This is a genomic window from Terrabacter sp. Soil811 (assembly GCF_001429655.1).
In the GTDB taxonomy this organism is placed as follows: Bacteria; Actinomycetota; Actinomycetes; order Actinomycetales; family Dermatophilaceae; genus Terrabacter.
In genome coordinates, this window is record NZ_LMSX01000010.1 from 297,749 (window position 1) to 324,746 (window position 26,998).

General features: G+C 71.5%; 31 protein-coding genes. 15 read left to right on the top strand and 16 right to left on the bottom strand.

Annotation, left to right across the window (positions count from 1 at the left end):
* Positions 1–18 precede the first annotated feature (18 nt).
* Positions 19–219, top strand: a complete 201-nt coding sequence (locus ASH01_RS18710; RefSeq protein WP_056779521.1) for a hypothetical protein — start codon at positions 19–21, stop codon at positions 217–219.
* 49 nt (positions 220–268) lie between these two features.
* Here ASH01_RS18710 and ASH01_RS18715 read toward each other — a convergent pair whose 3' ends face one another.
* Positions 269–745 (bottom strand): ATP-dependent zinc protease family protein, encoded by a 477-nt coding sequence (locus ASH01_RS18715; protein ID WP_082619985.1) that lies wholly within the window; start codon positions 743–745, stop codon positions 269–271.
* 24 nt (positions 746–769) lie between these two features.
* On the opposite strand from ASH01_RS18715, the gene ASH01_RS18720 reads away from it, so the two are divergent.
* Positions 770–1,963: a RimK family alpha-L-glutamate ligase gene (locus ASH01_RS18720; protein WP_056779527.1), complete on the top strand. Its 1,194-nt coding sequence runs from the start codon at positions 770–772 to the stop codon at positions 1,961–1,963.
* Positions 1,964–2,025: 62 nt separating this feature from the next.
* Here the strand turns inward: ASH01_RS18720 and ASH01_RS18725 are convergent, their stop codons facing one another.
* From ASH01_RS18725 to ASH01_RS18750, 6 genes are all read right to left on the bottom strand, one after another.
* Complete coding sequence (locus ASH01_RS18725; RefSeq protein ID WP_235509665.1) at positions 2,026–2,448, bottom strand: cupin domain-containing protein; 423 nt, start codon at positions 2,446–2,448, stop codon at positions 2,026–2,028.
* 9 nt (positions 2,449–2,457) lie between these two features.
* Positions 2,458–2,760 carry a Sec-independent protein translocase subunit TatA gene (gene tatA / locus ASH01_RS18730; RefSeq protein ID WP_056779530.1) on the bottom strand — a complete coding sequence of 101 codons (303 nt, stop codon included), beginning with the start codon at positions 2,758–2,760 and terminating at the stop codon, positions 2,458–2,460.
* 143 nt (positions 2,761–2,903) lie between these two features.
* Positions 2,904–3,776 (bottom strand): DinB family protein, encoded by an 873-nt coding sequence (locus tag ASH01_RS18735; protein WP_235509666.1) that lies wholly within the window; start codon positions 3,774–3,776, stop codon positions 2,904–2,906.
* Positions 3,777–3,858: 82 nt separating this feature from the next.
* The gene (locus ASH01_RS18740) at positions 3,859–4,425 is read right to left on the bottom strand and encodes a TMEM165/GDT1 family protein (RefSeq protein ID WP_056779531.1); all 567 of its coding nucleotides are present in this window, start codon (positions 4,423–4,425) and stop codon (positions 3,859–3,861) included.
* Between the two features lie 247 nt (positions 4,426–4,672).
* Positions 4,673–5,455: a metal-dependent transcriptional regulator gene (locus tag ASH01_RS18745; protein ID WP_056779535.1), complete on the bottom strand. Its 783-nt coding sequence runs from the start codon at positions 5,453–5,455 to the stop codon at positions 4,673–4,675.
* A 161-nt stretch (positions 5,456–5,616) separates the two neighbouring features.
* Positions 5,617–6,261 carry a DUF4396 domain-containing protein gene (locus tag ASH01_RS18750; RefSeq protein WP_235509667.1) on the bottom strand — a complete coding sequence of 215 codons (645 nt, stop codon included), beginning with the start codon at positions 6,259–6,261 and terminating at the stop codon, positions 5,617–5,619.
* Between the two features lie 170 nt (positions 6,262–6,431).
* Between ASH01_RS18750 and ASH01_RS18755 the strand changes: the two genes are divergently transcribed.
* The 6 genes from ASH01_RS18755 (at position 6,432) to ASH01_RS18780 (ending at position 10,425) form a co-directional block, all read left to right on the top strand.
* Positions 6,432–7,328 (top strand): hypothetical protein, encoded by an 897-nt coding sequence (locus tag ASH01_RS18755; RefSeq protein WP_056779537.1) that lies wholly within the window; start codon positions 6,432–6,434, stop codon positions 7,326–7,328.
* 78 nt (positions 7,329–7,406) lie between these two features.
* Positions 7,407–8,189, top strand: coding sequence for an ABC transporter ATP-binding protein (locus ASH01_RS18760; protein WP_056779541.1), 783 nt, complete (start codon positions 7,407–7,409; stop codon positions 8,187–8,189).
* On the top strand, positions 8,186–8,947 hold the full coding sequence (locus ASH01_RS18765; RefSeq protein WP_056779544.1) for an ABC transporter permease: 762 nt from the start codon (positions 8,186–8,188) through the stop codon (positions 8,945–8,947). The genes ASH01_RS18760 and ASH01_RS18765 overlap by 4 nt, the downstream gene beginning before the upstream one ends.
* Before the next feature lie 37 nt (positions 8,948–8,984).
* Positions 8,985–9,335 (top strand): DUF1048 domain-containing protein, encoded by a 351-nt coding sequence (locus ASH01_RS18770; protein ID WP_056779547.1) that lies wholly within the window; start codon positions 8,985–8,987, stop codon positions 9,333–9,335.
* A 4-nt stretch (positions 9,336–9,339) separates the two neighbouring features.
* Positions 9,340–10,113, top strand: a complete 774-nt coding sequence (locus ASH01_RS18775) for a MerR family transcriptional regulator (protein WP_056779550.1) — start codon at positions 9,340–9,342, stop codon at positions 10,111–10,113.
* A gap of 75 nt (positions 10,114–10,188) precedes the next feature.
* On the top strand, positions 10,189–10,425 hold the full coding sequence (locus ASH01_RS18780) for a DUF1059 domain-containing protein (RefSeq protein WP_056779553.1): 237 nt from the start codon (positions 10,189–10,191) through the stop codon (positions 10,423–10,425).
* Between the two features lie 61 nt (positions 10,426–10,486).
* Here ASH01_RS18780 and ASH01_RS18785 read toward each other — a convergent pair whose 3' ends face one another.
* Positions 10,487–10,921: a VOC family protein gene (locus tag ASH01_RS18785; protein ID WP_056779556.1), complete on the bottom strand. Its 435-nt coding sequence runs from the start codon at positions 10,919–10,921 to the stop codon at positions 10,487–10,489.
* Positions 10,922–11,066: 145 nt separating this feature from the next.
* Here ASH01_RS18785 and ASH01_RS18790 point away from each other — a divergent pair, with 145 nt between their 5' ends.
* Positions 11,067–11,468, top strand: a complete 402-nt coding sequence (locus tag ASH01_RS18790; RefSeq protein ID WP_156415664.1) for a hypothetical protein — start codon at positions 11,067–11,069, stop codon at positions 11,466–11,468.
* Between the two features lie 100 nt (positions 11,469–11,568).
* Here the strand turns inward: ASH01_RS18790 and dnaB are convergent, their stop codons facing one another.
* The 8 genes from dnaB to ASH01_RS18830 form a co-directional block, all read right to left on the bottom strand.
* On the bottom strand, positions 11,569–14,154 hold the full coding sequence (gene dnaB / locus ASH01_RS18795) for a replicative DNA helicase (protein WP_200961822.1): 2,586 nt from the start codon (positions 14,152–14,154) through the stop codon (positions 11,569–11,571).
* Positions 14,155–14,591: 437 nt separating this feature from the next.
* Positions 14,592–15,371, bottom strand: coding sequence for a glucosamine-6-phosphate deaminase (locus tag ASH01_RS18800; RefSeq protein WP_056779563.1), 780 nt, complete (start codon positions 15,369–15,371; stop codon positions 14,592–14,594).
* Positions 15,371–16,465 (bottom strand): ROK family protein, encoded by a 1,095-nt coding sequence (locus ASH01_RS18805; RefSeq protein WP_056779565.1) that lies wholly within the window; start codon positions 16,463–16,465, stop codon positions 15,371–15,373. The genes ASH01_RS18800 and ASH01_RS18805 overlap by 1 nt, the downstream gene beginning before the upstream one ends.
* Positions 16,462–17,892, bottom strand: a complete 1,431-nt coding sequence (gene nagZ, locus ASH01_RS18810; RefSeq protein ID WP_056779569.1) for a beta-N-acetylhexosaminidase — start codon at positions 17,890–17,892, stop codon at positions 16,462–16,464. Before nagZ ends, ASH01_RS18805 begins: the two co-directional genes overlap by 4 nt.
* 1 nt (position 17,893) lies before the next feature.
* The gene (locus ASH01_RS18815) at positions 17,894–18,769 is read right to left on the bottom strand and encodes a carbohydrate ABC transporter permease (RefSeq protein WP_056779573.1); all 876 of its coding nucleotides are present in this window, start codon (positions 18,767–18,769) and stop codon (positions 17,894–17,896) included.
* Positions 18,766–19,713 carry a carbohydrate ABC transporter permease gene (locus tag ASH01_RS18820; RefSeq protein WP_056779576.1) on the bottom strand — a complete coding sequence of 316 codons (948 nt, stop codon included), beginning with the start codon at positions 19,711–19,713 and terminating at the stop codon, positions 18,766–18,768. Before ASH01_RS18820 ends, ASH01_RS18815 begins: the two co-directional genes overlap by 4 nt.
* An 84-nt stretch (positions 19,714–19,797) precedes the next feature.
* Positions 19,798–21,156: an extracellular solute-binding protein gene (locus ASH01_RS18825; RefSeq protein ID WP_056779579.1), complete on the bottom strand. Its 1,359-nt coding sequence runs from the start codon at positions 21,154–21,156 to the stop codon at positions 19,798–19,800.
* Positions 21,157–21,334: 178 nt separating this feature from the next.
* The gene (locus ASH01_RS18830; RefSeq protein WP_200961823.1) at positions 21,335–22,471 is read right to left on the bottom strand and encodes an ROK family transcriptional regulator; all 1,137 of its coding nucleotides are present in this window, start codon (positions 22,469–22,471) and stop codon (positions 21,335–21,337) included.
* 171 nt (positions 22,472–22,642) lie between these two features.
* On the opposite strand from ASH01_RS18830, the gene ASH01_RS18835 reads away from it, so the two are divergent.
* The 6 genes from ASH01_RS18835 (at position 22,643) to ASH01_RS18855 (ending at position 26,997) form a co-directional block, all read left to right on the top strand.
* Positions 22,643–22,918, top strand: a complete 276-nt coding sequence (locus ASH01_RS18835) for a DUF2277 domain-containing protein (protein WP_056779582.1) — start codon at positions 22,643–22,645, stop codon at positions 22,916–22,918.
* A 19-nt stretch (positions 22,919–22,937) separates the two neighbouring features.
* Positions 22,938–23,345, top strand: a complete 408-nt coding sequence (locus ASH01_RS23755) for a hypothetical protein (RefSeq protein WP_235508544.1) — start codon at positions 22,938–22,940, stop codon at positions 23,343–23,345.
* A 96-nt stretch (positions 23,346–23,441) separates the two neighbouring features.
* Positions 23,442–24,116, top strand: a complete 675-nt coding sequence (locus tag ASH01_RS23760) for a metallophosphoesterase (protein WP_268807412.1) — start codon at positions 23,442–23,444, stop codon at positions 24,114–24,116.
* 21 nt (positions 24,117–24,137) lie between these two features.
* Positions 24,138–24,764 (top strand): class I SAM-dependent methyltransferase, encoded by a 627-nt coding sequence (locus tag ASH01_RS18845; protein ID WP_056779586.1) that lies wholly within the window; start codon positions 24,138–24,140, stop codon positions 24,762–24,764.
* Positions 24,765–24,947: 183 nt separating this feature from the next.
* Positions 24,948–25,649: a DNA alkylation repair protein gene (locus tag ASH01_RS18850; protein WP_056779589.1), complete on the top strand. Its 702-nt coding sequence runs from the start codon at positions 24,948–24,950 to the stop codon at positions 25,647–25,649.
* A 7-nt stretch (positions 25,650–25,656) separates the two neighbouring features.
* Positions 25,657–26,997, top strand: a complete 1,341-nt coding sequence (locus ASH01_RS18855) for an MATE family efflux transporter (RefSeq protein WP_056779592.1) — start codon at positions 25,657–25,659, stop codon at positions 26,995–26,997.
* Position 26,998 lies beyond the last annotated feature (1 nt).

The window sequence follows — 26,998 nt, forward strand, 5'->3', positions numbered from 1 at the left end:
TCGAAAGGACCTTCCCCCATGTGGGCTTTCTTCTCCCGCCGCGCCCGACTGTGGCTCATCACCGTGCTCGTCGCTCCCGTGGCCAGCCTCGTCCTCGGCCGGCTCGGAGTCGCGCTCGAGAAGCGCAACGGCCCGAGCACGATCAGCCGCAGCCTCCGCGGCGGCAGCCGACTGCTCGACCGGACACGGTCGAAGGCCAAGGCGAAGCGGCGCTCGTAGGTCACGACGGCCGAGCCCGCACCCTCCGGCCGGCGCTAGCCCCCGGGGCTCAGCGACCGCGGTTGCGGCGGCGGACGTCCTTGGGGGGCCTGCCGCCGGCATACGAGCGCGACGGGTCGACGACGTAGCCCTGGCGCAGGGCCTCGCGGCCGACGAGCATCCGGAAACCCATCCGATCGCGCTTGCTCAGCGTCACCTCGGCCGGCACCGTGCGCCCGGCGAGCGAGAGGTCGAGGCGCACGACGTAGCGCTTCGTCACGTGGCCCGACGAGCTGCGCACGCTGCGGCGGTCGTGGACCGGGCACTCGATGGTGCGGCCGTCGTCGTCGGCGTCCTGCCAGGGGTGCACGGTGAAGCGCACCCAGGGCTGCCCGTCCCGGTCGAACTCCTCGATCTCCTCGGCGTGCAGCGACGACGTGCGAGCGCCCGTGTCGATCTTGGCCTTGAGCCACGGCAGGTCGATTCCGGGCATACCGACCCACTCCCTCCACCCGACGGGAGTGCTTGAATAGGCCGGCCCAGACACCCGCCCATCTTGGCAGGACCCTGCATGAAACTCGCGATCCTCTCCCGCGCGCCGCGTGCCTACTCGACGCAGCGCCTGCGCACCGCAGCGCTCGACCGCGGGCACCAGGTGCGGGTGCTCAACACGCTCCGCTTCGCCATCGACCTGTCGGGCCCGGAGCCGGACCTCCAGTTCCGCGGACGCCCGATCTCCGACTACGACGCGGTGCTGCCGCGCATCGGCAACTCGATCACGTACTTCGGCACGGCCGTCGTGCGGCAGTTCGAGCAGATGGACGTCTACACGCCCAACACGGCCAACGGCATCTCCAACGCCCGCGACAAGCTCCGTGCCGCGCAGATCCTCTCGCGCCACCAGATCGGCATGCCCGCAACGACGTTCGTGCGCAACCGCGCCGACGTCATGCCGGCCATCGAGCGGGTCGGCGGCGCTCCCGTCGTCATCAAGCTGCTCGAGGGCACCCAGGGCATCGGCGTCATCCTCGCGCCCGACATCAAGATCGCGGAGGCGATCATCGAGACGCTGCACAGCACGAAGCAGAACGTCCTCATCCAGAGCTTCGTCACCGAGAGCCGGGGCCGCGACATCCGCGCCCTCGTCGTCGGCGACCGCGTCGTGGCGGCGATGCGGCGACGGGCCAGCGGCGACGAGTTCCGCTCCAACGTCCACCGCGGTGGCACCGTCGAGGCGGTCGAGCTGACGCCGGAGTACGAGCAGGCTGCCGTGCGCTCGGCCCAGATCATGGGCCTGCGCGTCGCCGGCGTGGACATGCTCGAGGGCAACGACGGGCCGCTCGTCATGGAGGTCAACTCCTCCCCCGGCCTCGAGGGCATCGAGGCCGCGACGAAGCTCGACGTCGCCGGCGCCATCATCGACCACATCGCCGGCCAGGTCGCCTTCCCCGAGATCGACGTGCGCCAGCGCCTCACCGTGTCGACGGGCTACGGCGTCGCGGAGCTCGTCGTCCACGCCGGCGCCGACATCATCGGCAAGACGATCGGGGACTCCGGCCTCGAGGAGCGCGACCTCCAGGTGCTCACGCTGCACCGCGGCACGAGCGTCATCCCCAACCCGCGCCGCCGCGTCGTGCTCGAGGCCGAGGACCGGCTGCTCTGCTTCGGCCGCCTCGAGGAGATGCGCTCGATGATCCCGGAGCGCCGGCGCCGCCGCGCCAAGGTGCGCAAGCTGCCGAGCGACCCGATCCACACCGTCGCCTGACCGAGCGGGCGTGTGCGGTCAGGCCCGATGGCGTATGCCGCAACGCCCGATGGCGTATGCCGTCAGCCCCGGGGCGTCACGTAGACCTTGCGGAGCGTCTCGGTGACCGTCCACGTCGTGCGAGCACCCTCGGGCAACCGCACGACGGAACCGGGTCCGAGCTCGAGCGTCGCACCGCCCTCCACCCCGAGGGTGGCGCGACCGGAGAGCACGACGAAGACCTCGTCGGCCTCGACGTCGGTGACCGTGCCCGGGGTCATCTCCCAGACGCCGACCTCGGCACCCGCGACCTCGGCGAGAGACGTGACGGCCGCGGTCGGCACACCGGCGAGCACCACCACCCCTGCGGGGACCTGCTCGTCCAGGGGCTCGGCACCCACGTCGGCCACGAGGAGAGCCACCGCTGCTGGCAGTGCGGGGCGCTCGGCGGCTGACGGGTTCTCGGGCTCGGCGTCGGGTCCCGCGGTGGAGGGGTCGCTCGTCACCGTCGCAGACTAGTGCGAACCGCTCGCGTGCCTCCGCGTCTCGAGCTCGGCGCGGAGCCGGGCCACCTCGGCGTCGGCAGCCGCCACGCGGTCGTCGGCCGCCGAGAGGGTCCCGTCGGCGGGTCCGGCGGTGGTGCTCCCGGCGGGGCCGGCGGTGGCGTCGGGCTCCGACCGCATCTGGTCGACCTCGGACTTGAAGATGCGTGCTGACCGTCCGAGGCTGCGGGCCATGTCGGGCATCCGCTTCCAGCCGAAGAGGAGCACGACGGCGAGGGCGATGATGCTGAGCTCCGGCCACCCGAGATCTGCCACGGGAACCTCCTGATGTCGGCGGCACCGGCGACTTCCGGCGCCCGGGCACGCATGGTGATGGGGCACCGTAGGAGCCGCGGGCGGGAAACGGCCGGGAGCCGGCTGTGAGCCCGCCGAGCGCGGGGTCAGCACCGGTCGGCGCGTCAGCGCGCGACAGCTCCTGCGTCGACTCCGGCGTCGACTGCGGCGTCGACTCCGGCGTCGACTCCGGAGTCCTCGCGGGCAGCGAGCGTGTCGAGGTCGCGCTCGGCGTAGAGGCGGTGCTGCCACTCCTCGTTGAGGATGGTGCGCAGGATCCGGGTCACGGCGTACGGCTCCGGCTCGGGATAGCCGGCGGCCGTGACGGGCTCGGTCGTGCGGGCGAGGTCGTCGTCGGTGAGGCCGTCGACGACGCGACGCACCGTCGCCATCCGGTCGGCCCGCAGGGCGAGCACCTCGTCGAGCGTCGGGCGCGCAACACGGTCGCGCGGCACGGGCGGGCTGTCCGGCATGTCGTCGTGCGGCAGGTCGAGGGCGTCCCAGGGCTCGGGGTCGCCGAGGAGCGCTCGGCACACCCACGCGTCGGTGGCGAAGACGAGGTGGCGCTGGGTCTCGATGAACGACCACTCGCCGTCGACCCGCTCGTGCAGCTGCTCGGGCGTGAAGGTGCGCGCCCGCTCGACCGTGCCGGCCCAGAGTCGCTCGACGACGTCCCAGCCCTCGCGATAGCCGGCAGCGTCTGTCGGCCGCATCTTGGGCCGGTCGGGGTCACGGCGGTCGAGCTCGGCCTCGATGAGCGGCGCGACGTCGACCCCGTTGATGACGAGGTTCCCGACGTCGCCGGTGATGTCGACGTCCTCGAGCCAGACGTCACGCGCCCGCAGGCCACGCAGGTCCACCATCCGCAGGGAGGCACCCCGCAGGTCGACGTCGTGCAGCCGGGCTCCGTCGAGGTAGACGTCCTCGAAGGTTGCCCCGGTCAGCCGCACTCTCTCGAAGCGGGCGCCCTGCTGGTCGTCGTAGGTCACGTCGCTCATCCCGGTCTCCTTGGCTCGTGGTCGCTGGCGCCAGAGGAAGCCTAGAACCGGTCCCGGACGATCCGCGTCCCGAGACCTCCGGTCAGTGGACTCCCTCGACGATGAGCAGGACACCGAAGACGACGAAGGCCGCGGCTGCGCCCCACGTGATGACGCGCTCGGGCAGACGCTTGCCGAGGGTGGCGCCGACGACGATGGCGAGGGCGTCCGCGGCGACCATGCCCACGGTGCTGCCCAGCCAGGTGCCGAACCACCCGTGCTGGGTCGCCAGGGTGATCGTGGCGAGCATCGTCTTGTCGCCGAGCTCGGCGAGGAAGAAGGCGACGGTGACGGCGATGATCGCCGTGCGCCTCGTCGTCCGAGCGACGGCGGCCTCCTCGTCGGAGAGGGAGTCGCCGCGCAGCGTCCAGGCGGCGAAGAAGAGGAAGGCGACCCCGGCGGTGATCGAGATGGCGTCGCGCGGGAGGTTGTCGCCGATGGCGACGCCGATGGCGACGGAGCCGAGGTGGACGACGGCCGTCGCGATCGTGATGCCGGCGAGGACGTGGAGCATCTTGAAGCGGGTGGCGAAGGTCATCGCCATGAGCTGGCTCTTGTCGCCGAGCTCGGCGACGAAGATGACTGCTGCACTCAGCAGGAACGCGGACATCGGATCGGTCTCCTCGGCGCAGCCACGAGGCACCGCAGGGAGCCTCGACCTGGCGCGCCCGTCGGTGGGTCGGCACGAGGTCGAAAGTCTCGTCCGCCGCGGGTCCGCGCCTGCCGTGCTGGCGTCGCGCTCAGGGCCGACCGCACCGGGCCGGAGCCAGTATGTCGATGCGGTCGTTGGGGACTACTCCCTTTCGATGCGCCGACCGTAGGCCGAACGCCACGCGTCGTGCAACGTCTCGGTGCGCCTAGCGATTCTTCTCGGAAACCCTTGGGACGCCGATGTGCCGACAGCCGACGTAGTGACATCCCTTGTCGTTCAACGGATCCGGCGAGGCCGGTTCGAAGCTGACGAGGAGGGCGGCGACGGCCTGGTCGCCGAGCTCGACCTCGTGGGACACCTCTGCCGGCTCGCCGGGTGGGGTGACCTCGACCCGGGTCGCGCCGCCGAAGGGCTTGCGCTCCCGGACGACGACCTCGGCGTCGACGGCGATTCCGGTCTCGGCGAACCAGCGGAGCAGCGCCGGGTCGTCGTCGTCGATGCGAGCGACGAAGCGGCGCTCCCCCGCGGGGCTCGTCGCGAACGGCTCGGCGGTCGGCTGGTGCAGCACGCCGTCCGGCGTGGGGATCGGGTCACCGTGCGGATCGCGCCACGGGCGGCCGAGCTGGTCGTCCATCCGGTCGACCATGAGCGTCGAGACGGCGTGCTCGAGCACTTCGGCGTCGTCGTGCACCTCGTCCCAGGAGTAGCCCAGGGACCGGACGAGGAAGGTCTCGACGAGGCGGTGACGGCGCACCATCCGCAGCGCCTGCTCGAGACCCTCGTCGGTCAGCCGCATCCCGCCGTAGCGCTTGTGGGCGACGAGCCCGCCGTCGGCGAGCTTGCGCGCCATCTCCGAGACCGACGACGTCGAGACCCCGAGCCGGGCGGCGACGGCCGCGTTGCTCACCGTCTCGTCCTGCCACTCACCCAGGGAGAAGATGACCTTGAGGTAGTCCTCGACGGCGGTGCGGTTCTCGGTCCTGGCCACCGCCAGAGACTACGTGAGCAGCCGGGCCAGCAGCACGAAGCAACCGACGAAGAGGATCGTCGTGAGCGTCCCGGTGGCGAGCCGCCTGGTCTCGAAGTTCGGCATGCCTAACTTCTATCATGGGCGCACCGAGCGACGGTCGGATCCCCGACGAGAGCGCGTCACGCCAGGCCGTCGGCGACCGCGACGACGAGCCCGCCGAGCATGAACGCAGCGATGGCCGCTGCCAGCGCCGGAGCGGGCAGGTCGGGGATGAACCGGCGCCAACCGGTGACCGCCCCGCTCGCCCCGTGGTGCGCGTGGGTCAGGGCGTGGCCCTTCCCCCGCGAGAGGAGCTGTCGGTTGACCGGATAAGCCGCGGCGAACGCCGCAACGAGCGAGATCGACATACCGACCCAGAAGACGGCGTTGACGAGGCCGGCATCCATGGCGCCGGGGATCACGGCCATGACGAGGTTGTCGACGACCTCCATCGTGAGGATCGAGACGGTGTCGGCGGCCAGGACGAGCGCGAGCGCGGCGCGCAGCGACAGGCCGCTGCGCAGCAGGGGGAGGCTCGAGAGCGCGTAGCCGAAGAAGAAGGCGAGGGCCACGGAGAGGGCGATGGTCGCGCCGGCGGCGAGCCCGACGGCGGTGCCGATCATGAGGCCGAGGATCTCGCCGATGGCGCAGCCGGTGAGGCAGTGCAGCGTGGCGCCGGCCGCCATGGAGGCCAGCCCGCCACCCGGGCCCCCAGTCGCGTCCTGGGCACCAGGGTGCTCGTGGGCGTGGTGGTGCTCGTGCGCTGACGTCGCCGCCTCGTTCATGGTCGTCCCTCCGGTCGCGGGGGCCACGGGACCCGCTGGGGCCGCCGCCCGGCATACCCCCCATGGGTATGCCGTCCGCTGGCGTCAACGCGCGCCCGCCGTCGAGCATTCCCGTCCGAAGTCGGGCGTTCGCCACTCCAACGGTGGAGCCATGCACAAGGATTGGATGCGTGACACAGCACGTCGACGGCGAGCACGCGCACCGGATCCTCCTCGACCACGCCGACCGGAAGGTGACCGGCCCGCTCGAGGACCCGGCGGTCCTCGCCGCGGTCGTCGGGATCGAGCGCCTCGTCGTCGCAACGGGATCCACCGACGTGCAGGTGCTGCACGCAGCGCTCGCGGGGCGGCCCGTGCCGGGCGCGGACCCCGAGCGCGTCGCCGCCCTCGTCGCCGAGGCGACCCGTCACGTCGTGGCCGGACTCATCCGCCGCAGCACGGGCCAGGCCATCGACGCCGGCGTCGTCAACCCGGCCTCCGGCGGCTACGAGATCACGACGGACGCGACCCTGCTGCGTGCCGCCGTCCGGGCCGCGCAGGGCTCGATCGACGCGATGCCCTACTACGGCATCCGCTACGGCGAGCGCGGCTCCCGCTTCGCCACGACGGACTCCGCGTGGCTCATCTCGCTCGCCGCGCTGGCCGAGAGCCGCGCCGTGCACCAGGTCCAGTGGCTCTCGCGCGTGCTCGCCGCACGGGGGATGCCGACCTGGCTGCTCGAGATCCACCTCGACGCCCTCGTGTCCGAGGTGCGCTCCGTGGCCGATCCGGCCGCGGTGGGGTCGCTCCCCGCGGCGGCGGACGTGTTGGCGGTGGCCCGACGCCGACACGTCGACGACGAGCTGATCCGCTCGGCAGACGACTGGGCCGACGAGGCGCTCCGCCAGGACCTGCCGGTGCCGCGCACCGGCGCCCTCATGGCGGCAGCGATCGCCGACGAGCGGTCCGGGGTGACGCGGGACGACCGCGCCCTCATGGACTGGGTCACCGACCCGGCGCGGGTGGAGACCGACGTCGCGACGCGGCTGCTGGCCCTTCGGCGACGTCTTCTCGCCAGCGCGCGCTGACGGGTCGCGGGCGCACTCGAAAGTCAGTCGCGATCAGCGCTTGACCTTGACGCGGCGTCAGGGTTGCACGCTGTCCACATGACCACGACAACAGCCATCGAGATCGTCGGGCTCACCAAGTCCTACGGCGACCACGCAGTGCTCAAGGGAGTCGACCTCAGCGTCCCCGCGGGCACCATCTTCGCCTTGCTCGGCTCCAACGGCGCCGGCAAGACCACCGCAGTCAAGATCCTCTCGACCCTGCTCAAGGCCGACGGCGGGACCGCCGCCGTCGATGGCCACGACGTCGCCACCGAGCCCGAACAGGTCCGCGCGGCGATCAGCCTCACGGGGCAGTTCGCCGCCGTCGACGAGATCCTCACCGGACGCGAGAACCTCGTCCTCGTCGCCCAGCTGCGACGTCTCGACGGCCCGGGAGCGATCGCCGACTCCCTGCTCGAGCGGTTCGGCCTCACGGAGGCCGGCGGGAAGCGCGTCGCGACCTACTCGGGCGGCATGCGCCGCCGACTCGACATCGCGATGAGCCTCATCGGCGACCCGCCGGTGCTCTTCCTCGACGAGCCGACGACAGGGCTCGACCCGCAGTCGCGCATCGAGGTGTGGAAGACGGTGCAGGAGCTCGCCGGCCGGGGCACCACCGTCCTGCTCACCACGCAGTACCTCGACGAGGCCGAGCACCTCGCCGACCGGATCGCGGTGCTCCACGAGGGCCGCATCATCGCCGACGGCACCCTCGCGCAGCTCAAGCAGCTCCTCCCGCCGGCGAAGGTCGAGTACGTCGAGAAGCAGCCGTCCCTCGAAGACATCTTCCTCGCGATCGTCGGCCACGACGACGCCGCCCACCAAGGAGCCCAGCGATGACCACCTACGTCTTCCACGACACCGACGTCCTGCTCAAGCGGTCCCTGCGCCACATCCTGCGCAGCCCCGACACCATCATCACCACGGCGATCACGCCGATCGCCATGCTGCTGCTCTTCGTCTACGTCTTCGGCGGTGCGATCGACGTCGGCGGCGCCTCCTACGTCAACTACCTGCTGCCCGGCATCCTGCTCATCACCGTCGCCTCCGGCATCGCCTACACGGCCTTCCGCCTGTTCACCGACGTCTCGGGCGGCATCTTCGAGCGCTTCCAGTCGATGCCGATCACCCGCTCGGCCTTCCTCTGGGGGCACGTGCTGACCTCGGTCGTGGCCAACCTGACCTCGCTCGTGCTCGTCGTCCTCGTCGCCCTGGCGATGGGCTTCCGCACCGGCGCAGGCGTGCTCGCCTGGCTCGCGGTCCTCGGGATCATGCTGCTGTTCACCCTCGCCCTCACCTGGCTCGCGGTGATCCCGGGCCTCACGGCCAAGACCGTCGACGGCGTCAGCGGGTTCTCCTACCCACTGATCTTCCTGCCCTTCGTCAGCTCGGCCTTCGTGCCGACCGAGAGCATGCCCGGCCCCGTCCAGTGGTTCGCCGAGCACCAGCCGGTCACCTCGATCGTCAACACCATCCGCAGCCTCTTCGAGCAGCAGCCGGTCGGCAGCGACGGCTGGGTCGCCCTGGCCTGGTGCGTCGGGCTCCTCCTCGTCGCCTACGCGCTCGCGATGCGCACCTACCGCAGCAAGCTCGCCTGACCCGGCATACGCCATCCACCTCGTGAAGGAGACCCTCATGAACAACCTGCTGAGCAAGATCATCGGCGACAAGAAGGAGTGGAAGGCCATGGAGGCGCGGGCGCACGCGTTGCCCCACGACTACCGGGTCGTCTACGGCGAGATGAAGTCGTACATGTGGCGCTTCACCTCGGGCGACGGCATGGACGTCGTCGCGGTCCTGCGCGACGTCCTCGAGCTCTTCGAGACCAGTGCTCGCGAGGGGCGGCGCGTCCTCGACGTCACCGGCCGCGACGTCGCCGCCTTCTGCGACGAGCGCCTGAGCGGCGTCACGACGTATGCCGACACGTGGCGGTCCGAGCTGAACCGCGCGGTCGCGTCGAAGGTCACCTCGAAGGTCGCAGAATAGGGCCATGCTGACCATCAGCCAGCTCGCGGCGTACGCCGGCGTCACCGTGCGCACCGTCCGGCACTACCACGCCAAGGGTTTGCTGCCCGAGCCCGAGCGCGACCACTCGGGCTACCGGCGCTACGACGCGGCGGCGGTGGTCCAGCTCGTCCGGATCCGCACCCTCGCCGACGCCGGGGTCCCCCTGTCCCGCGTCCACGAGCTCCTCGACGCCGGCGACGAGGAGTTCGCAGCGGCGGTCGAGCAGATCGACCGCCGCCTGCGCACCGAGATCCGCGAGCTGCAGCGGCATCGTGAGCGCATCGCCAAGCTCGCGGCCGGAGACAGCCTGGCCCTGCCGCCCGAGGTCGTCGCCTACGTCGACCGGATGCGCGAGCTCGGCTTCCCCGAGCGGCTCATCGAGGTCGAGCGCGACAGCTGGATCCTCATCGCGGCGCAGATGCCCGACGAGGTCGCGGCCTTCATGGAGATCAAGCAGAGCCAGATCGAGCACGAGGTGCTGCGCCGGCTCTACCTCGACATCGGCGACCTCGTCGACTGCGCCCCTGACGACCCCCGGCTGCCCGCGCTCGCCGACCGGGTGGCCGCCTTCATCGAGGCGGCGTCCGCCGAGGCCGAGGGCATCGAGGACGTGCACCCCGTGAGCGACGACCTCATCGCCCTGCTCGACGCGGCGTTCCTCGAGTCGTTCGCCTGCGCCGCCCGGCTGCTCGAGCTGCTCGAGGAGCGCGGGTGGACCGGGTGGACCGACATCCGGCGGATGGAGCCGGCGCGCTGAGCGATCGCGGACTGTCACATCTGCCGCGTCCCGCTCGTCAGTAGAGCGAGACACCCCCGCGAGAAGGAGACGACCATGAAGACGATGACCTGCCGAGACCTCGGCGGACCGTGCGACCTCGCCCACCAGGCCGGCACCGCCGACGAGATCATCAAGGCCCAGGACCGCCACCTCAAGGAGGCGGAAAAGTTGGGCGACGCCACCCACGATGAGGCCCGTCAGGCGATGAAGGCCCGGTGGCGGCACCCGAAGAAGTCGATGGCCTGGTACACCGGGACCAAGCAGACCTTCGCCGCCCTGGCCGACGACTGAGAGCTGGCGTCGATCCGGCCACCCGCCGTTCGTGTGGACGGGCAGGGTGGCCGTGTCGCGCTCAGTCCAGGCAGAACTCGTTGCCCTCGACGTCCTGCATCACCTGGCACGACTCGTTGAAGCCGTCGGCGCGCAGCAGCGTCCCCCGGGTGGCTCCGAGGGCGACGAGCCGTGCGCACTCGGACTCGAGGGCCGCCAGGCGCTCGTCACCGACGAGCCCCGTGCCGACCCGGACGTCGAGGTGGACCCGGTTCTTGACGACCTTGCCCTCGGGGACGCGCTGGAAGAACAGGCGCGGACCCACCCCCGTCGGGTCGGAGCAGGCGAACGCCGAACCCTGACGCTCCGACGGCAGCGACCGGTCGAACTCGTCCCACGAGGCGAAACCCTCGGGCGGTGGCGGCACCTCGTAGCCGAGCACCTCGCACCAGAAGCGAGCCACGCGCTCGGGATCCGCACAGTCGAACGTGACCTGGACCTGCCTGACCGTCGCCATGCGCTCACCCTAGAGGCGCCCCCGCGGGGCTCGCCACGCCGATTCCGTTGAGGGTGCGGGCGTCTCCGGTTGTCGGCCCCACCCACCTGTGTGAGCCTTGAGCGCGGCCGACCAAGGGCGTCGGCCCTGAACCAGGGGATGGGACATGCGAAATCGAACGCTTGCCCGCGGCGTCGCGGCCACGGCCGCGATGGCCGCGATCGTCATGGGAAGCAGTGGTGCGGCTTCCGCCAACGACAAGACGATGGTGCTCAAGAAGGCCGACGGCACCGTCGTGGTCAAGGCGACGTGGGATGACCTGACCGACAACCTCTGCGTCATCGTCTACGGCGGCTCGGGCGCGTGGGGACAGGTGGCGATCGGCTCCCACTACGGGCTGTCCGAGCCCGACCGCGCCATCCGTTCCGCGTCGAACTCGGGTGGGGCCGGGTGGTACTGCACCGGCAACCTGAGCATCCGTGAGGACGCGTTGTACGACATGCAGCTGCGTTGGGAGAGCTCCGCCGGCACCTGGCTCTACTCGCAGAAGCAGACCTTCTACACCTGAGCCGGCGACCGCCTCGGCGCCCGCCGCTGCTGCCACCACGATCGAACGCCGGTCCGACGTCAGTCGGGCCGGCGTTCGTCGTGCCACCTCGGGAGGCGTCTCAGAAGTTGTTGGCCATGTTGGTGAAGCGGCTGAAGTGGCCCTGGAACGCGACGACGATCGTGTCGGTGGGGCCGTTTCGGTGCTTGGCCACGATGAGGTCGGCCTCGCCCTCTCGCGGAGAGTCCTTCTCGTAGGCGGCCTCTCGGTGGAGCAGGATCACCATGTCGGCATCCTGCTCGATCGATCCCGACTCGCGAAGATCGCTCATCGCGGGCTTCTTGTCGGTGCGCTGCTCGGGACCACGGTTCAGCTGCGAGATCGCGATGACCGGCACCTCGAGCTCCTTGGCGAGCAGCTTGAGGGCACGGGAGAACTCCGAGACCTCCTGCTGGCGCGACTCGACGCGCTTGCCCGAGCTCATGAGCTGGAGGTAGTCGATGACGACGAGCTTGAGGTTCTCGCGCTGCTTGAGCCGGCGGCACTTGGCGCGGATCTCCATGAGCGACATGTTGGGCGAGTCGTCGATGAAGAGCGGCGCATCGGAGACACGGCCCATGGTGGAGGCGAGGCGGGTCCAGTCCTCCTCGCGCATCGTGCCCTTGCGCATGTGCTGCAGCTGGATGCCGGCCTCGGCCGAGAGCAGACGCATGGTGATCTCGGTGCGGCTCATCTCGAGCGAGAAGACGACGGCGGCCATCTTGTGCTTGATCGCGGCCGACCGGACGATGTCGAGACCGATGGTCGAGTTGTGCGTCGGGATCATCGACTCGCCGGCGAGGTACAGGTGGTCATCCGCCGCCACCTCGATGCAACGAACCGGGACCGACGCGATGCGACGCACGTCGGTGATGAACCGCGATGACCGGCGGGTGAGCGTCTTGCGTCGAAGCTCCTTGTGCAGGAGCGCCTTCCGAGGAAGCCAGAACACGTCGTCGTCACACGTGAAGTTGACGTCGTAGGCCGTGGACGACTCGACCGAGCGGCCCTTGACCGCGCGCGTCGCGATGGTGCACCGGTAGCCCAGGCTGACGACGAGCTCACGAACGCCCTCGGCCAGGACGCGGTTCGTCACGGTGAACTGCACACAGCCGGCATTGGTCACGGTGCCGTCGGTGTCGAGCAGACCGGCCAGCAGATCGCGACGCTGGGCCTCGCTGGCGCGCAGGTACGCCTGCGGGACGTGCTTGTCGCCCAGGACGCCGAGACCGCGCAGCAACGCGGTCACCGTTCCGTGCTCGTCGCGACAGACCTGGCACCTGCGGAGACCGGATGAGGGCCGGCCGCAGTCGGGGCACGAGGGGTGGGCACTGGCACCGAGACCCTTCGCGCGACCTCCACACGACCTTCCGCAGGTCTTGACCTGAGAAGTCCGCGGGACGAACTCTTCGCCGCAGACGACACACGTCCGGGCGGCGACGGGCTCGTCGGGCAGGGACAAGGAGTAGCGCATCCGGGCCCCAAGGGGCTTGACGACGAGACCCTCGGCCTCGAGTCGCATCACCAGCTCGGGGTCCGCCGTGGTGATCGAAGCCCCGGCACTCGTGCCGTCTCCGAGCCAGGCACCGAGTACATAGGGCGGGACAGGCAGCGACCGGCTCTCGAGCTGAAGGGCGCCCGCGTTCGCGATGGAGTGGTTGAGCCTCGCCTCGACCGTGGTCGTGCGCACAGAGAGCGCAATCTCTCCGGTGGTGCGCACCGACCCCACACCCTTGCCACGCCGCTCGGCGCGCGAGTGCGTCAACCACTGGTGCTGCTCGTCGGCGACCAACACCGAGCCGTCCGAGAACTCCACCTCGTAGCAGGGGCGGTCGTCCATGGCCTCGGTGGCCGCCACGACGCGAGTGGGACGGCCGTCCGAACCGATGACGAAGTCACCGACGGCGACCTCGCCCATCGTCGTCCACCCGGCGGGTGTCGGGAGCGGCGTGTCGAGGGCGAGCGCCTTGCCCATCGCCGGTCGGGCGGCGATGACGATCATCTGGCCGGGGTGCAGGCCGTTGGTGAGGGCGTCGAAGTCGGTGAATCCCGTTGGCACACCGGTCATCTCACCGGAACGGCCCGACGCGACCTCGATCTCGTCGACCGTGGCCTCGATGATGTCGCCGATGGCGTGGTAGTCCTCGCCGCCGCGCTTGTCGGCCACGGCGTAGACCTCCGCCTGCGCCGCGTTGACGATGTCCTCGACGTCGCCACCACCCTGGGCGTAGCCGAGCTGGACGATGCGGGTGCCGGCCTCGACGAGGCGGCGCAGCACGGCGCGCTCGGCGACGATCTGGGCGTAGTAGCCGGCGTTGGCCGCGGTGGGCACCGAGGCGATGAGCTGGTGGAGGTAGGCCTGGCCGCCGACGCGCCCGAGGTCGCCGCGCTTGGTCAGCTCGTCGCTGACGGTGATGGCGTCGGCGGGCTCGCCGCGACCGTAGAGGTCGAGGACGGCGTCGTAGATGAGCTCGTGGGCGGGACGGTAGAAGTCGGTGCCCTTGAGCTGCTCGACGCAGTCGGCGATCGCGTCCTTGGACAGGAGCATGCCGCCGAGGACGGACTGCTCGGCCCCGACGTCCTGCGGCGGGAGACGGTCGTCCGGGGGGCCTCCGTCACGGGTCGACGACGACGCGAACGCGCTCGTGCTCAGCTCAGCGAGCGACACGTGCTCCCCTTCCCCTGAGTAATGAATGACATCGGTGCAACCCGGTCCACACCAGTAGACAGCGTGGCGCTGACAGCGCCGGGCAGGACGGCGCCGACGAGACCTACCCAGCCCGTCGCGCGCCCTTCCCGAGGAGCACCCGCCCCACCGTAGGTGCGGGGATCCACGGACAACAACCTCAGCCGCCCCTCGACCTCGTCCCCCTGTGGACAACCGGTGGACGGACACCCCCGACACGCCGTCAACAGGTGTGGACAACGTGTGTGAACAACTGTGGGCATGTGGCGCCGGTCACATCACGTCGTGCTCGGTGACCTGCACAAATGGCTGTCCACGGGCTGTGGAGAACAAGTTCCTCACCCCTGTGCGTTGTCCACAGCCCGTCGCGACACGCCCGACCATGGGGTATGCCGTCCGCCGCGGTCGCGCGGGCACGCTCAGAGCCCGGCGGCCGAGGCGTCGTAGTAGTCCCGGTTGCGCAGCATCGAGGCGGCAGCCTCGTCGAGCAGCGCGGTCGCGTCGGCGTGCCACTGGAGCACCGAGGCCGGGCACGAGGCCGACAGCGGACCCTCGAGCGCGGCCGCGACGGCCGCGGCCTTGCCGGGTCCGGAGGCGACGAGCACGAGACGTCGCGCGTCGAGGACGGTGCCGAGACCCTGGGTGACGCAGTGGGTCGGCACGTCCGTGATCCCGTCGAAGAAGCGTGCGTTGTCGTGGCGCGTGCGGTCGGACAGCCGCTTGACGCGCGTTCGCGACGAGAGTGCCGAGCCGGGCTCGTTGAAGCCGAGGTGACCGTTGGCACCGATGCCGAGGATCTGCACGTCGACCCCACCCGCGTCACGGATGAGTCGCTCGTACTCCGAGGCCCCGGCGACGAGCTCGTCCTCGTCGTGGCCGGAGCCGTCGGGCACGTGGAGCCGGTCGGGCGACAGCCCCAGCGGCCCGCAGACCTCGCGGAGTAGCACCTCGCGGTACGACTGGGGGTGACCGGCGGGCAGGCCGACGTACTCGTCGAGCGCAAAGCCACGGGCGCCGCGCAGGTCGAGACGACCGGTCGCCACGGCCCGCGCGAGCTCCGCGTAGAGCCCCAGGGGCGACGACCCGGTCGCGAGCCCGAGGACTGGCTCGTCGCGGTGTGCGGCCCCGAGGCCGTCGATGACGACCTCGGCCGCCCGGCGGGCGACGTCGGCGGGCGTGGGCAGGACGAGGACCTCCATCACCCCACCCTCTCACCGGGCACGGTGACGCCGTTGAGCCCGTCCGGGGAGCCGACGGAGGCCAGCCGCGGGGCGCCGGGGAGGTCCGGTGCGGACAGCCACGCGGCGCCGAGGGCCGCCACGGGCACGTCGGCCGGCAACAGCTCGACGCGGTCGGGCAGGCCGAGGGCGTCGATCATCCGAGAGCTGCGTGCGCGCCGTTCGAGGTCAGCGCGGATCCCGCCGAGGAGCGGGGCCCCCAGCCCGGCCAGGCCGCCACCCACGACGACGCGTTCGGCCCCGGACGCGAGGGCGAGCAGCTGGACCGCCAGCCCCACCCCCGTGCAGAGCACGTCGACGGCGGCGGCCGCGAGGGCGTCGCCGGCAGCGGCGGCCGCGAACGGGTTCGTCGCCCGACGCCCGGCCACCGGCCAGAGACGGGCGAGCGCCGAGCCCGAGGCCACGGTCTCGAGGCAGCCGACCTGGCCACACGTGCACGGGGCGTCCCCACCGACGGGCAGGTGCCCGATCTCGCCTGCCGCCCCGTCGATCCCGCGGACCACGACGCCGCCGCGCACCACGGCCGAGGCGAGCCCCGTCCCGAGGTTGAGGTACGCGAGTGCCAGACCACCGGGGCCGGCGGGACCACCAGGACCACCAGGACCACCAGGACCGATGTCGGCAGCCGTCGACCCCTCGGCCCATGGCGCGCGCAGCCGCCAGGCGCCGAGGGCGGCGGCCTTGACGTCGTTCTCGACCGCGACCGGCACGCCGAGGCGTACGGACAGCTCACCGGCGAGGTCGAGCGACTCGACCCCGAGGTTGACGGCGTGCCGGGCGACCCCGCTCACGGGGTCGACGAGCCCGGGCATGCACGCGCCCACCGACACGACGTCCGCGGCACCCCCGGCGGTCCCGGCACCCCCGGCGGCCCCGACACCCCGAGCCTCGGCGGCGAGGACCTCCCGGGCGAGGCGCACGGCAACGTCGACGACCCCTGACGCGCCGCGTCCGGACGGTGCCGAGCGCATCGCCCGCACCGAGCCGTCGGCCACGAGGACCACAGCCGTCTTCGTCCCGCCGATGTCGATCCCGAGCCGCGGCTCGGCCGTCATCGCGCCGGCACCCCGAGGTAGTGGCCGAGGGCCTGGGCGACGACGACGGAGCCCCCGAAGGTCACGAGGTCCGCGCCGCCGCGAGGCCAGCCGCAGTCGACGACGATCGTCGGATGCCCCTGCGTGCGAAGGCGATCGGCGACCTCCCAGAGCGGGTGCCCCGCGGCGAGCCCGCGGCCGGCCACGGCGACCCTGGCACCCTCGGGCACGTCGCCCTCGGGTGTCGTCAGCCCGGCCGCCGTCGGCCCCCAGGCGACCCGCCCGACGGCGAGGTTCGGGTCGGAGGCCACCTGCACGATGACGGCCTCACCCGGGGCGTCGAGCCACGTGCGCACCGCGTCCCCGACCTCGAAGCCGCCGACGAGCGCGCCGTTGGACCAGCCGGGTTCCACCACGTCGGCGGTTCTGCCGTGCGCACCCGGGCCGCCGGCCGCGAAGCCCTGGGACAGCAGGACGACCCGCGCCGCCGCCTCCTCGAGTCGCTCGAGAGGCAGCCGACCTGACTCCGCCGCCCGCACGACCGCCTCGACGACGGCGAGGTAGCAGTCCTCCGTCGTCTCGGACCCGACACAGAGCAGGTCGCACCCCGCGACGAGGGCGCGCACCGCGGCCTCGGGGATGCCCGTCTCGGCCGAGGCCCCGGCCATGTCGAGGGCGTCGGAGACGATGACCCCCTCGAAGCCGAGCCGGTCGCGGAGCACGTCGCCGAGGACGACGGGCGAGAAGGTCGCCGGACGTTCGGCGTCGATGGCGCTGACGACGACGTGCGAGGTCATGATGCACGCGACCCGCGCCTCGATCGCCGCACGGAACGGCTCGAGCTCGCGCGCGTCGAGCACGTGCGCCTCGGCATGCACCCGCGGCAGCGCGTGGTGTGAGTCCGTCACGGTGTCGCCGTGGCCCGGGAAGTGCTTGGCGCACGCGGCGACCCCGACCGACTGCACACCGTCGACGTAGGCGGCCGAGTGCCGCGCGACGTGGGCCGCCTCGGCGCCGAAGCTGCGGACCCCGATGACGGGGTTCTCGTCGGCGGAGTTGACGTCGACGACGGGCGCGAGGTCGAGGTTGATGCCGTATGCCGCGAGCTCGCGTCCGATGGCCGCGGCGGAGTCCCGCGTCAGCGCGGTGTCGTCGAGGCGACCGAGCAACGCGTTGCCGGGCTGCGTCGACCCCGTCGGGTAGTGCAGCCGCGTCACGTCACCGCCCTCCTCGTCGACGGCGACGATGACGTCCGGCGCCACCGACCGCAGCGACCCACACAGCTGGGCCAGCTGGTCGGGGTCCACGACGTTCGCGCCGTAGAGACAGACGGAGGCCAGCCCGGCGGCATACTCCCGCTCGATCCAGGCAGGGACGGTGGTGCCGACGAATCCGGGCATGAGCGTGCCGACGGTGAGGCGCCGCAGCGCCTCTCGTGAGGTGTTCATCTCAGCCCTTCACCGCCCCGCCGACGAGGCCGTTGCTCATGCGCCCCTGGACGACGAGGAAGAAGATGATGACCGGCACGGCGACGACGGTCGACGCGGCCATGACCTGGCCCCAGTCGGTCTCGCGGGTCGCGCTCGCCTGGACGAAACCACGCAGCCACAGTGGCAGGGTGCGCGACTGCTCCTCGGTCATGACGACCAGGGCCACGGTGAACTCGTTCCACGCCTGGAGGAACGCGTAGACGCCCGACGCGACGAGCCCGGGAGCCAGCAGCGGGAACGTGATCCGCAGGAAGGCCTTGGTGCGTGAGAGCCCGTCGACCATGGCCGCCTCCTCGAGCTCGACCGGCACGCCCGCGACGAAGCCGCGGAGCATCCACACGGTGAACGGCACGACGGCAGCGGTGTAGAGCAGCGCGAGCCCGAGCACGTTGTTGAGCAGCCCGACCGAGCTCATCATCTTGTACTGCGCGATGAAGAGGCCCTCTGCCGGAAGCATCTGGATGAGCAGCAGGGCGAGGATGAACGAGCGCCGGCCCCGGAAGCGGAAGCGGCTGATCGCGAGGGCCCCGAGGAAGGCGATGACGATCGCGGCAGCCACGGTGACGAGGGTGACGGCGAGCGAGATCCCCAGGGCGCGAACGAATCCCGCGTCGCCGAAGACCGTGGCGAAGTTGTCGAACGACCCGCCGAAGGGCAGGAAGGTCGGCGTGCTCGACTGGAGCGTCACCTTGTCGAGGAAGGCCGAGTTGATCATCCAGTAGACGGGGAACGCCCAGACGAGGGCGAGGAGGACCGCGACGACGGTGAGGACCGAGCGCCTCCTCGAGCCACGGGTCGAGTGACGGGAGCTGACGGGGCCGAGGATGCGGGTCACGACTCCTCCTTCATGAGCGAGCGGACGTAGTACCAGCTGACGGCGACGGTGAGCAGGAGCATGAGGATGGAGACCGCGCTGGCCATCCCGAAGTCCCCGGCGCCCGTGCCGAGCTGGTAGATGTACGTGCCGAGCAGGTGGGTCTCGTTGGCCACGCCACCGGCGTCCTGGAGCAGCTTGATCTGCGTGAAGACCCTCAGGTCCCAGATGAGTTGGAGCAGCAGGACGATCGAGATGACCGGCGCCACGAGGGGAAGGATGATGTGCCGCAGGCGTTTCCAGCCGCCGGCACCGTCGATCTCGGCCGCCTCGAGCACCTCCGGGGAGAGCTGGGTCAGGCCGGCGTAGATCGACAGGGCGACGAAGGGCACGCTCATCCAGACGACGATGACGGCTGCGACGACGAGGAACGAGAGCGGCTCGACGAGCCAGTTGTGGCCCTGGGCGTCGACGCCGACGCGCTCGAGCGCCCAGTTGAGCAGGCCGTTGCGCCAGTTGACGATCCACGTCCACACCGTCATCGAGGCGACGACGGGCATGGCCCAGGCGAGCAGCAGTGCGACCTGGAGCACGAGGCGGCCGGCGCGGCTGACCGCGCCCATGAGCAGGGCGAGGCCGAGGCCGACCGCCACCGTCGACAGGGCGCACACGAGGCAGAAGGCGATGGAGCGCCCGACGATGACCCAGAGCTCCGGGTCGGTCACGAGGGACGCGTAGTTCGCGAGGCCCACCCACTCGGGCGGCTGGCCGAACTGCTGCATCATCCCGAAGTGCTGGAAGCTCGTGACGACCTGCCACCCGACGGGGTAGCCGAGCGCGGCGACGAGCAGGACGAGCGAGGGAAGCACGAGCCACGCGGGCGTATGCCGTCGGGCGGGGCGGGCGGGAGCCGTGGGCTCCGGCGCGGGGGCGGTCTCGGGGGGAGCGGTCGCCGTGGAGGTCATGGGCGGGCCTTTCGAACCTGACGGCCGGCGGTCGGGGTGGAGGGATCTCCCGACCGCCGGACGTGGTGTCACGCGAGGGTCAGGTCACTTGAGGTTGAGCAGCGGCGTGATCTTCGCGTCGTACTCCTGGGCCAGGGCCGTGAGGTCCGAGGCGTCCCGGATCTTGGAGAAGAACTCCTCCATGACCATCTTCGACTCGACGGTGGCCCAGCCCGGGGCCGCCGGCGTCAGCTTGGAGTTCGTCGCGGAGTCGATGAGGGCCTTGGCGAACTGGTCGTCACCGAGGGAGCTGACGTAGTCGGTGTTGGCCGGACCGAGACCGGCACCGCCGAGCTTCTTCTGGTAGTCCGCGGAGAAGATGATCTTGAGCAGCTCCTTGGACAGGGCCTGGTTCTGGCTGGCCTTGGAGATAGCGATGTTCGAGCCACCGGCGAAGACCGGGGCGGCCTTGCCGTCGTTGCCCGGGAGCACGAAGGCGCTGAACTTCGCGTCGTTCCACTCGCGGACCTTCTTGCCGTCCTTGTCCTTGAGGTCGCCGATCGACCAGTGCGCCCAGCCGGGAGCCATGATCGTCGCGGCGGCGAGCGACGTCTTGCCGGTGACGTTCCCGGACTCGTCGAGGATCTCGTCGGCGTCGTTGACGTAGAGCCACGGGGTCTGGTCCTTGGCATCGGCCGGGGCCTTGGACGCGTTCCTGTAGAGATCCTGCAGCTGGGTCAGACCCTTGACCGTGTTGGGGTCCGCGAGCGTCGAGACCCACTGGCCGTTCTCCTGCTTCGCGAGCTCGCCGCCGTTGGCGAAGATCCACGAGATGCCGTTGCGCCAGTCCTGGCCGCCGAGGAAGAAGCCGGAGAAGTTCTTGATGGTGCGGGGGTTCTTGGCGGTGATCGTCTTGACGGCGGCGTTGAACTCGTCGAGGGTCTTCGGCGCGGCGACACCGGCCTCCTTCCAGAGGTCCTTGCGCGCGAACATGTAGCGCGAGCCGAAGTAGTAGGGCAGCGCGTACTGCTTGCCGTCGACGCTGCCGACGTCGACGAACGACTGCAGCAGCTTGCTGCCGCCGAGCTCCGGGTAGAGGTCGGAGACGTCACTGAAGGCACCGACGTTGGTGAAGGTCGGGCTCTGCGTGTTGCCGATCTCGGTGACGTCGGGGGTGTTCTTCGGGTCGGGCAGCGACGTCGTCAGCTTCGTGACGAGGTCGCCCCAGCTCTGCTCCTCGATCTTGAGGGTGGCGCCGGTCTTGCTCTTGAAGGTGTCCTGCAGGTAGGTGCGCAGCTCCTTCGGGGTGTCGGTGCCGGCGAGCCAGAGGGTGATCGTCTTGCCGGCATTGCCCGACGCGCCCGCGGTGGGGTCGGTGGTCGAGCCGGTGGCACCCCCACCGCACGCGGTGAGGACGAGCGCCGCGGTGGTCGTGGCCACGGCCAGACCCAGGGTCTTCTTCATTCCTTGTCTTCCTTTCGAAGGGCCGCGGTGCGGACCGGTTGTTCGCTGGACGCGAGTGGAGGGGTGTCCCTGTGGAGGGGAGTTCGAGGGGAGGTGCGGTGTCGGGGTGCGGTGTCGGGGTGCGGTGTCGGGGACCGATGGCGTATGCCGCCGGGCCGGGTCGGGGTGGACCGCGGCGTCAGGCGACGCCGAGCTGGTCCCAGAGCACGAGGACGGCGGCGCCGCGCAGGACGATGTCGTCGGAGCGGTGCGCGAGGCGCACCGTGAGGTCGGTCGTCGTGCGGGCGAGGAGGCGGGCCCGGAGGGTCTCCTCGACGGCGTCCCGCAGGACCCCGCCGAGCAGGTGCTCGGGACCGCTGAGCACGACCTCCGACAGGTCGAGGGCCGCGACGACGGGGGCGAGGGCGATGCCGAGCCGTTCGCCGGCCTCGCGCAGCGGCTCCTGCGGGTCATCGCCCGGGGCCGCGGCCAGCGCCTTCTCGAGGTTGGGGGCCGAGATCCACGTCTCGAGGCAGCCGACCTTGCCGCAGCGGCACGTCGCGCCGCCGTCGGTGCCGACGGTGACGTGGCCGATCTCGCCGGACGCGAAGTGCGCACCGCGCACCCGCTGGCCGCCGACGATGAGCCCGCCACCGACACCGCGGCCGATCTTGACGAGGACGAGGTCGTCGCCGCCGTCGCCGAGGGTGTAGTCGGCGTGGACCGCCGCGTCGGCGTCGTTGACGACGAAGACGGGCAGGCCGGTCGCGTCGGCGACGATGTCGCGCAGCGGCACGTCGGTCCAGCCGAGGTTGGGGGCGGTGTCGACGACGCCGCCCGGGCCGACGATGCCGGGGGTGCCGACGCCGATGCCGAGCAGGGGCGCGGTGGCGGCGCCGATGACCTCGTGGACGAGGTCGAGCACCGTGTCGACGACGGCCTGGCCGGAGTCGTCGCCGATCGGGCGCTCGGCGCGGACGAGGATGTTGCCGTCGAGGTCGAGCACCGCGGCGCGGAGCACCTCGTGGGCGGCGAGGTCGACGCCGATGGCCTGCAGGCCGGTGCGGTTGACGTCGACGAGCGTGCCCGGCTTGCCGGGACGCACGACCTCGGACGGGCCGAGCTCGACGGCGTGGCCGCTGTCCATGAGCTCGGAGACGAGGTCGGAGACGGTCACCTTGCTCATCCCGAGGCGACGAGCGAGGTCGGCCCGGCTCATCGCGCCGACGGAGTAGAGCATCTGCAGCACGAGCGAGAGGTTGTGCCGCCGGCCGTGCGCAGGCAGTACGGCGGTGCGGGGGGAGACGCGGCGGGCTCGCGGCAGTGCGGTGGTCACGAGAGTTAGTAAAGTTTACTAACTCTCGATGTGGCAACCCCTTCGTCGAGAAAAGTTCACCGGCCCTCCGGCCGATCGAGGTGATGCTGACACGGAGGTGGGTAGCGCCATCACCTCGAACGAGGCGGTCTGGAGGGGCCCTGCGTGGGTGCCGCGACATACAGTCGAGGCATGTGCCGCAACATCCGACAGCTTCACAACTTCGAGCCCGCCGCGACGAGCGACGAGGTCCGTGCCGCCGCGCTGCAGTACGTCCGCAAGGTCAGCGGGAGCACCAAGCCCAGCCAGGCCAACCAGGCCGCGTTCGACGAGGCGGTCGAGGCGATCGCCCACGCGACGGCCCACCTCCTCGAGCACCTGACGACGACCGCGCCGCCCAAGGACCGCGAGATGGAGCGCCAGAAGGCGCGCGAGCGCAACGCCGTCCGCTTCGGCACCCCCGCCTGACCCGCGCCGGCTGACCTCCTTGTCGTTCTTCGTCGCTGCCGTCGCGGCGCTCCTCGCGCTGCTCACCCTCATCCTCCACCGTCGCCTCGCCGTCGCACCCGGCTGGCCCACGGCCGCCCGACGCGGCATCGCCGTCGTGCTGACGCTCGGTTGGGCCGCGACCCTCTGCGCCTTCGCCGTCCAGAGCGGCGTCATCGACCCGCGCGGCACCCGGTGGCTCGCCTGGGTGGGCATGACCTGGCTCGCGTTCGCGTGGTACCTCCTGCTCGGTGCGCTCGTCCTCGGGATCCTTGCTCTCGCAACGAGACTCGCCCACCGCCCGGACGCGCGCCGGTCGATCCTGCGCGGGGGCACGCCGCTGGTCGTCGTCGCGGCACTCGGCACGACGGCCTTCCGGAGTGATGTGCCGGAACTCGCAAGCTCGTGACGCCACATCCCCGGCTCCAGCCTCCACGAGGCGTCGGAGCCCACGGTCTCGACGGTCACGGTCACCGACGCCGACCTCCCGGCCGAGCTCGACGGCCTGCGCGTCGCGCTCGTCACCGACCTGCACGTCGGCCCGATCCGTGACGCGGGCTTCACCCGCCGCGTCGTCGACCAGGTCAACGCGCAGCACCCCGACGTCGTCGTGCTGGGCGGCGACCTCATCGACGGCAAGGTGAGCCAGGTGTCCGACGCACTCGCTCCGCTCGCCGACCTCGAGGCCCCGCTCGGGGTCTTCGCCGTCAGCGGCAACCACGAGTTCATCTCGCAGGAGGCCGATGCGTGGATGGACCACTGGGAGACCCTCGGCATCGACGTCCTGCGCAACGAGAACGTCACGCTGACAAGGGGATCCGCGACCATCCGGATGGCCGGCATCCACGACGAGACCGGCCGCGGACCCGACTCCCCCAACATCGACGACGCGCTCGCCGGCGTCCCCGCTGACACCTTCACGATGCTCGCCGCGCACCAGCCCAAGGCCGCCGAGTCGGGTCAGGGCAAGGGCGTCGACCTCCAGCTCTCCGGCCACACCCACGGCGGCCAGCTGTGGCCCTTCCGGTATGCCGTCCTGCTCCAGCAGCCGGTCGTCGACGGCCTCGGTGCGGTCGGCGACGTGCCGGTCCTGACGAGCCGCGGCGCCGGCGCCTGGGGTCCCCCAGTCCGGGTCCTCGCGCCGCCGGAGATCCCGGTCATCACCCTGCGCGCCGGCTGAGTCCCGCCCTAAGGTGGCCGCATGGGCATCTGGGCGACCCAGGTCACTCCGCGGCTCGTCGCGGCCGGCGGCGAGGACGAGAGGATCCGCGCCCTCCGGGCCCGGGCTTGCGAGGGGCTCCGTGGGGAGGTCGTCGAGCTGGGCTTCGGCAGCGGTCTCAACGTCGGTCTCTACCCCGCTGCCGTGACGCGCATCGTCGCCGTCGAGCCGTCCGACGTCGCGTGGGAGCTGGGGGCCCAGCGCCGCGCACGCAGCCCGATCCCCATCGACCGCGGCGACCTCGACGGCCAGTGGCTGAGCCTGCCGGACTCGAGCGCCGACGCCGTCCTGTCGACCTTCACGCTGTGCACCATCCCCGATGTCGACCGCGCGCTGGCCGAGGTCCGGCGGGTCCTGCGCCCGGGCGGCGCCCTCCACTTCCTCGAGCACGGCATCGCGCCGGAGGAGGGCGTGCAGCGGTGGCAGCGCCTCATCGAGCCCGTGCAGAAGCGGGTCTTCGACGGGTGCCACCTGACCCGCCCGATCGACCGTCTCGTCGAGCAGGCGGGTCTCTTCATCGAGGACATCGAGCGGGCCTACGCGCCGATGCCGAAGGTCATGAGGCCGTGGGTCTTCGGCTACCTCGGCCGGGCCGTGCGGCCGGCCTGACGGCGAGCGCGACCCAAACGTCCGGCACACCCCCTCGTCAAGGCAGAGACGGACGCTTCGGCGACGATCCACACGGACAGGGGACGGTGCAGCGGGCGGACGAGGTCCTCGCCGACCCCGCTCTCGACGTCGTGGTGCTCGACGGCTGACGGTCCCGTCCGCGGCGCCGACTACGGTTGGCACATGTCGATCGGCCCGCACCCCGACCTCGTGTCGGAGGTGCGGGCCGCTCTCGTCGCCCGGGCCGACCCGGAGCGGGCAGCCGGCCAGCAGCGCTACATGAAGTCGGCGATGCCGTACGTCGGCCTCACGTCCCCGCAGCTCAAGGCGGCCCTCGCTCCCCTGCTCCGCGACCCCGGCCTCGCCATGGAGTCACGGGAGCAGTGGGAGGCGACGATCCGGGCCCTGTGGGACGGTGCCACCCACCGGGAGCAGTGGTATGCCGCCATCGCCTTCGCGCGTCACCGCCCCTACCGCGCGTGGGTCGACAGCGACGCGATGCCCTTGTGGGAGAGCCTGATCCGGGCCGGTGCGTGGTGGGACGACATCGCGACCCACCTCGTCCGCGACACGGTGCTCGCCCACCCGACGGTCGAGGGGCTACGGATGCGCGACTGGGCCGGATCGGACTCGCTGTGGGTGCGCCGAGCGGCGATCATCTGCCAGGTCGGCGCGCGTGACCGACTCGACCAGTCGTTGCTCACCGACGTCGTCGGGCCCAACATCGACGACCCGGACTTCTTCAGCCGCAAGGCGATCGGCTGGGCGCTGCGCGACCATGCCCGCGTCGACCCGCAGTGGGTGCGCTCGTTCGTCGCCGCCCACCCCGACCTGTCCGGCCTGTCGCGACGCGAGGCGCTCAAGCACCTCGGACCGCTGTCGTGAGGCCGTCGTGAGCAACACCGCCCCCCTGCCCACGAACCACCGCCGCGAGATCGTCCGCCTGGCGGTCCCGGCCTTCCTCGCGCTCATCGCCGAGCCGCTCTTCCTCCTCGCCGACTCGGCGATCATCGGCCACCTCGGCACCGCCGAGCTCGCCGGGCTCGGGGTCGCGAGCGCGTCCCTCGTGACGGCAGCCGGCATCTTCGTCTTCCTCGCCTACGGCACGACGAGCGTCGTCGCGCGCCACCTCGGCGCCGGCGACGAGCGCTCCGCGGTGAGCGCCGGCCTCGACGGCTTCTGGCTGGCCCTCGGCCTCGGCGCCGTCACGGCCGCCGCGGTGGCTGTGTGGGCCAGACCGATCAGCGCTGCCTTCGGCGCCTCCCCCGCCGTCATCGAGCAGGCGACGACCTATCTGCGCATCTCCGCCCTCGGCATCCCCGCGATGCTCGTCATCCTGGCGGTCACGGGAGTGCTGCGTGGCCTCCAGGACACGACCACGCCCCTCGTCGCCTCGGTCGTGGGCTTCGGCGCCAACATCGTGCTCAACCTCGTCTTCGTCTACGGGTTGCACTGGGGCATCGCCGGATCCGCGTGGGGCACCGTCATCGCCCAGACCGGCATGGGCCTCGCGCTCGTCACCGTGCTGCTCGTCAAGGCCCGGGCCCGGCAGGCCCGGCTGCGCCCGCACCCGGCGCGCGTCCTCGCAGCCGCGCGGACCGGCATACCCCTGCTCGTGCGCACCGTCGCCCTGCGCGCGATCCTCATCGTCACGACGTGGGTCGCGGCCTCGCTCGGCGACGTGACCCTCGCGGCCCATCAGGTGGCGATGACGGTCTGGTCGTTCCTCGCCTTCGCGCTCGACGCCCTCGCGATCGCGGCGCAGGCCATCACCGGTCGCGCCCTCGGCGCCGGCGACCGGACGGCGGTTCGGGAGGCCATGGGCACGATGATCCGCTGGGGGGTGTGGGGTGGGCTGGCCCTCGGGCTCGTCATCGCCGGGCTCCACTCGGTCGTGCCGCCGCTCTTCACCCCGGACCCGGCCGTCCAGCAGGCGCTCGGTGCGGCCCTCGTCGTCGTCGGGCTCGGGCAGGCGGTCGCGGGCTACGTCTTCGTCCTCGACGGCGTGCTCATCGGTGCGGGCGACGGCCGGTGGCTCGCGTGGGGCATGGTCGTCACGTTCGTCGCCTACCTGCCGCTCATCCTCGCGGTGCGCGCCGCGGGGTCCAGCGGCTCCGCGACCCGGGACGTCGTCGTGCTCTGGCTCGCCTTCACCGGGTTCATGGTCATCCGCGGCGTCCTGCTCGGTTGGCGGGCCCGCCGTGACGACTGGATGGTCGTCGGCGCCCGCTGAG

What these genes read in the sequence shown, in the direction of transcription:
- ASH01_RS18735 (WP_235509666.1), bottom strand. Translation starts at nt 3,776, where the DNA reads ATGAGCGACGTGACCTACGACGACCAGCAGGGCGCCCGCTTCGAGAGA.
- ASH01_RS18805 (WP_056779565.1), bottom strand. Translation starts at nt 16,465, where the DNA reads ATGACGGCCGAGCCGCGGCTCGGGATCGACATCGGCGGGACGAAGACG.
- ASH01_RS18760 (WP_056779541.1), top strand. Translation starts at nt 7,407, where the DNA reads ATGACCACGACAACAGCCATCGAGATCGTCGGGCTCACCAAGTCCTAC.
- ASH01_RS18820 (WP_056779576.1), bottom strand. Translation starts at nt 19,713, where the DNA reads ATGACCTCCACGGCGACCGCTCCCCCCGAGACCGCCCCCGCGCCGGAG.
- ASH01_RS18825 (WP_056779579.1), bottom strand. Translation starts at nt 21,156, where the DNA reads ATGAAGAAGACCCTGGGTCTGGCCGTGGCCACGACCACCGCGGCGCTC.
- ASH01_RS18845 (WP_056779586.1), top strand. Translation starts at nt 24,138, where the DNA reads ATGGGCATCTGGGCGACCCAGGTCACTCCGCGGCTCGTCGCGGCCGGC.
- ASH01_RS18785 (WP_056779556.1), bottom strand. Translation starts at nt 10,921, where the DNA reads ATGGCGACGGTCAGGCAGGTCCAGGTCACGTTCGACTGTGCGGATCCC.
- ASH01_RS18710 (WP_056779521.1), top strand. Translation starts at nt 19, where the DNA reads ATGTGGGCTTTCTTCTCCCGCCGCGCCCGACTGTGGCTCATCACCGTG.
- ASH01_RS18800 (WP_056779563.1), bottom strand. Translation starts at nt 15,371, where the DNA reads ATGGAGGTCCTCGTCCTGCCCACGCCCGCCGACGTCGCCCGCCGGGCG.
- ASH01_RS18835 (WP_056779582.1), top strand. Translation starts at nt 22,643, where the DNA reads ATGTGCCGCAACATCCGACAGCTTCACAACTTCGAGCCCGCCGCGACG.
- ASH01_RS18740 (WP_056779531.1), bottom strand. Translation starts at nt 4,425, where the DNA reads ATGTCCGCGTTCCTGCTGAGTGCAGCAGTCATCTTCGTCGCCGAGCTC.
- nagZ (WP_056779569.1), bottom strand. Translation starts at nt 17,892, where the DNA reads ATGAACACCTCACGAGAGGCGCTGCGGCGCCTCACCGTCGGCACGCTC.
- ASH01_RS18750 (WP_235509667.1), bottom strand. Translation starts at nt 6,261, where the DNA reads ATGAACGAGGCGGCGACGTCAGCGCACGAGCACCACCACGCCCACGAG.
- ASH01_RS18720 (WP_056779527.1), top strand. Translation starts at nt 770, where the DNA reads ATGAAACTCGCGATCCTCTCCCGCGCGCCGCGTGCCTACTCGACGCAG.
- ASH01_RS18775 (WP_056779550.1), top strand. Translation starts at nt 9,340, where the DNA reads ATGCTGACCATCAGCCAGCTCGCGGCGTACGCCGGCGTCACCGTGCGC.
- ASH01_RS18780 (WP_056779553.1), top strand. Translation starts at nt 10,189, where the DNA reads ATGAAGACGATGACCTGCCGAGACCTCGGCGGACCGTGCGACCTCGCC.
- ASH01_RS18790 (WP_156415664.1), top strand. Translation starts at nt 11,067, where the DNA reads ATGCGAAATCGAACGCTTGCCCGCGGCGTCGCGGCCACGGCCGCGATG.
- ASH01_RS18765 (WP_056779544.1), top strand. Translation starts at nt 8,186, where the DNA reads ATGACCACCTACGTCTTCCACGACACCGACGTCCTGCTCAAGCGGTCC.
- ASH01_RS18850 (WP_056779589.1), top strand. Translation starts at nt 24,948, where the DNA reads ATGTCGATCGGCCCGCACCCCGACCTCGTGTCGGAGGTGCGGGCCGCT.
- ASH01_RS18770 (WP_056779547.1), top strand. Translation starts at nt 8,985, where the DNA reads ATGAACAACCTGCTGAGCAAGATCATCGGCGACAAGAAGGAGTGGAAG.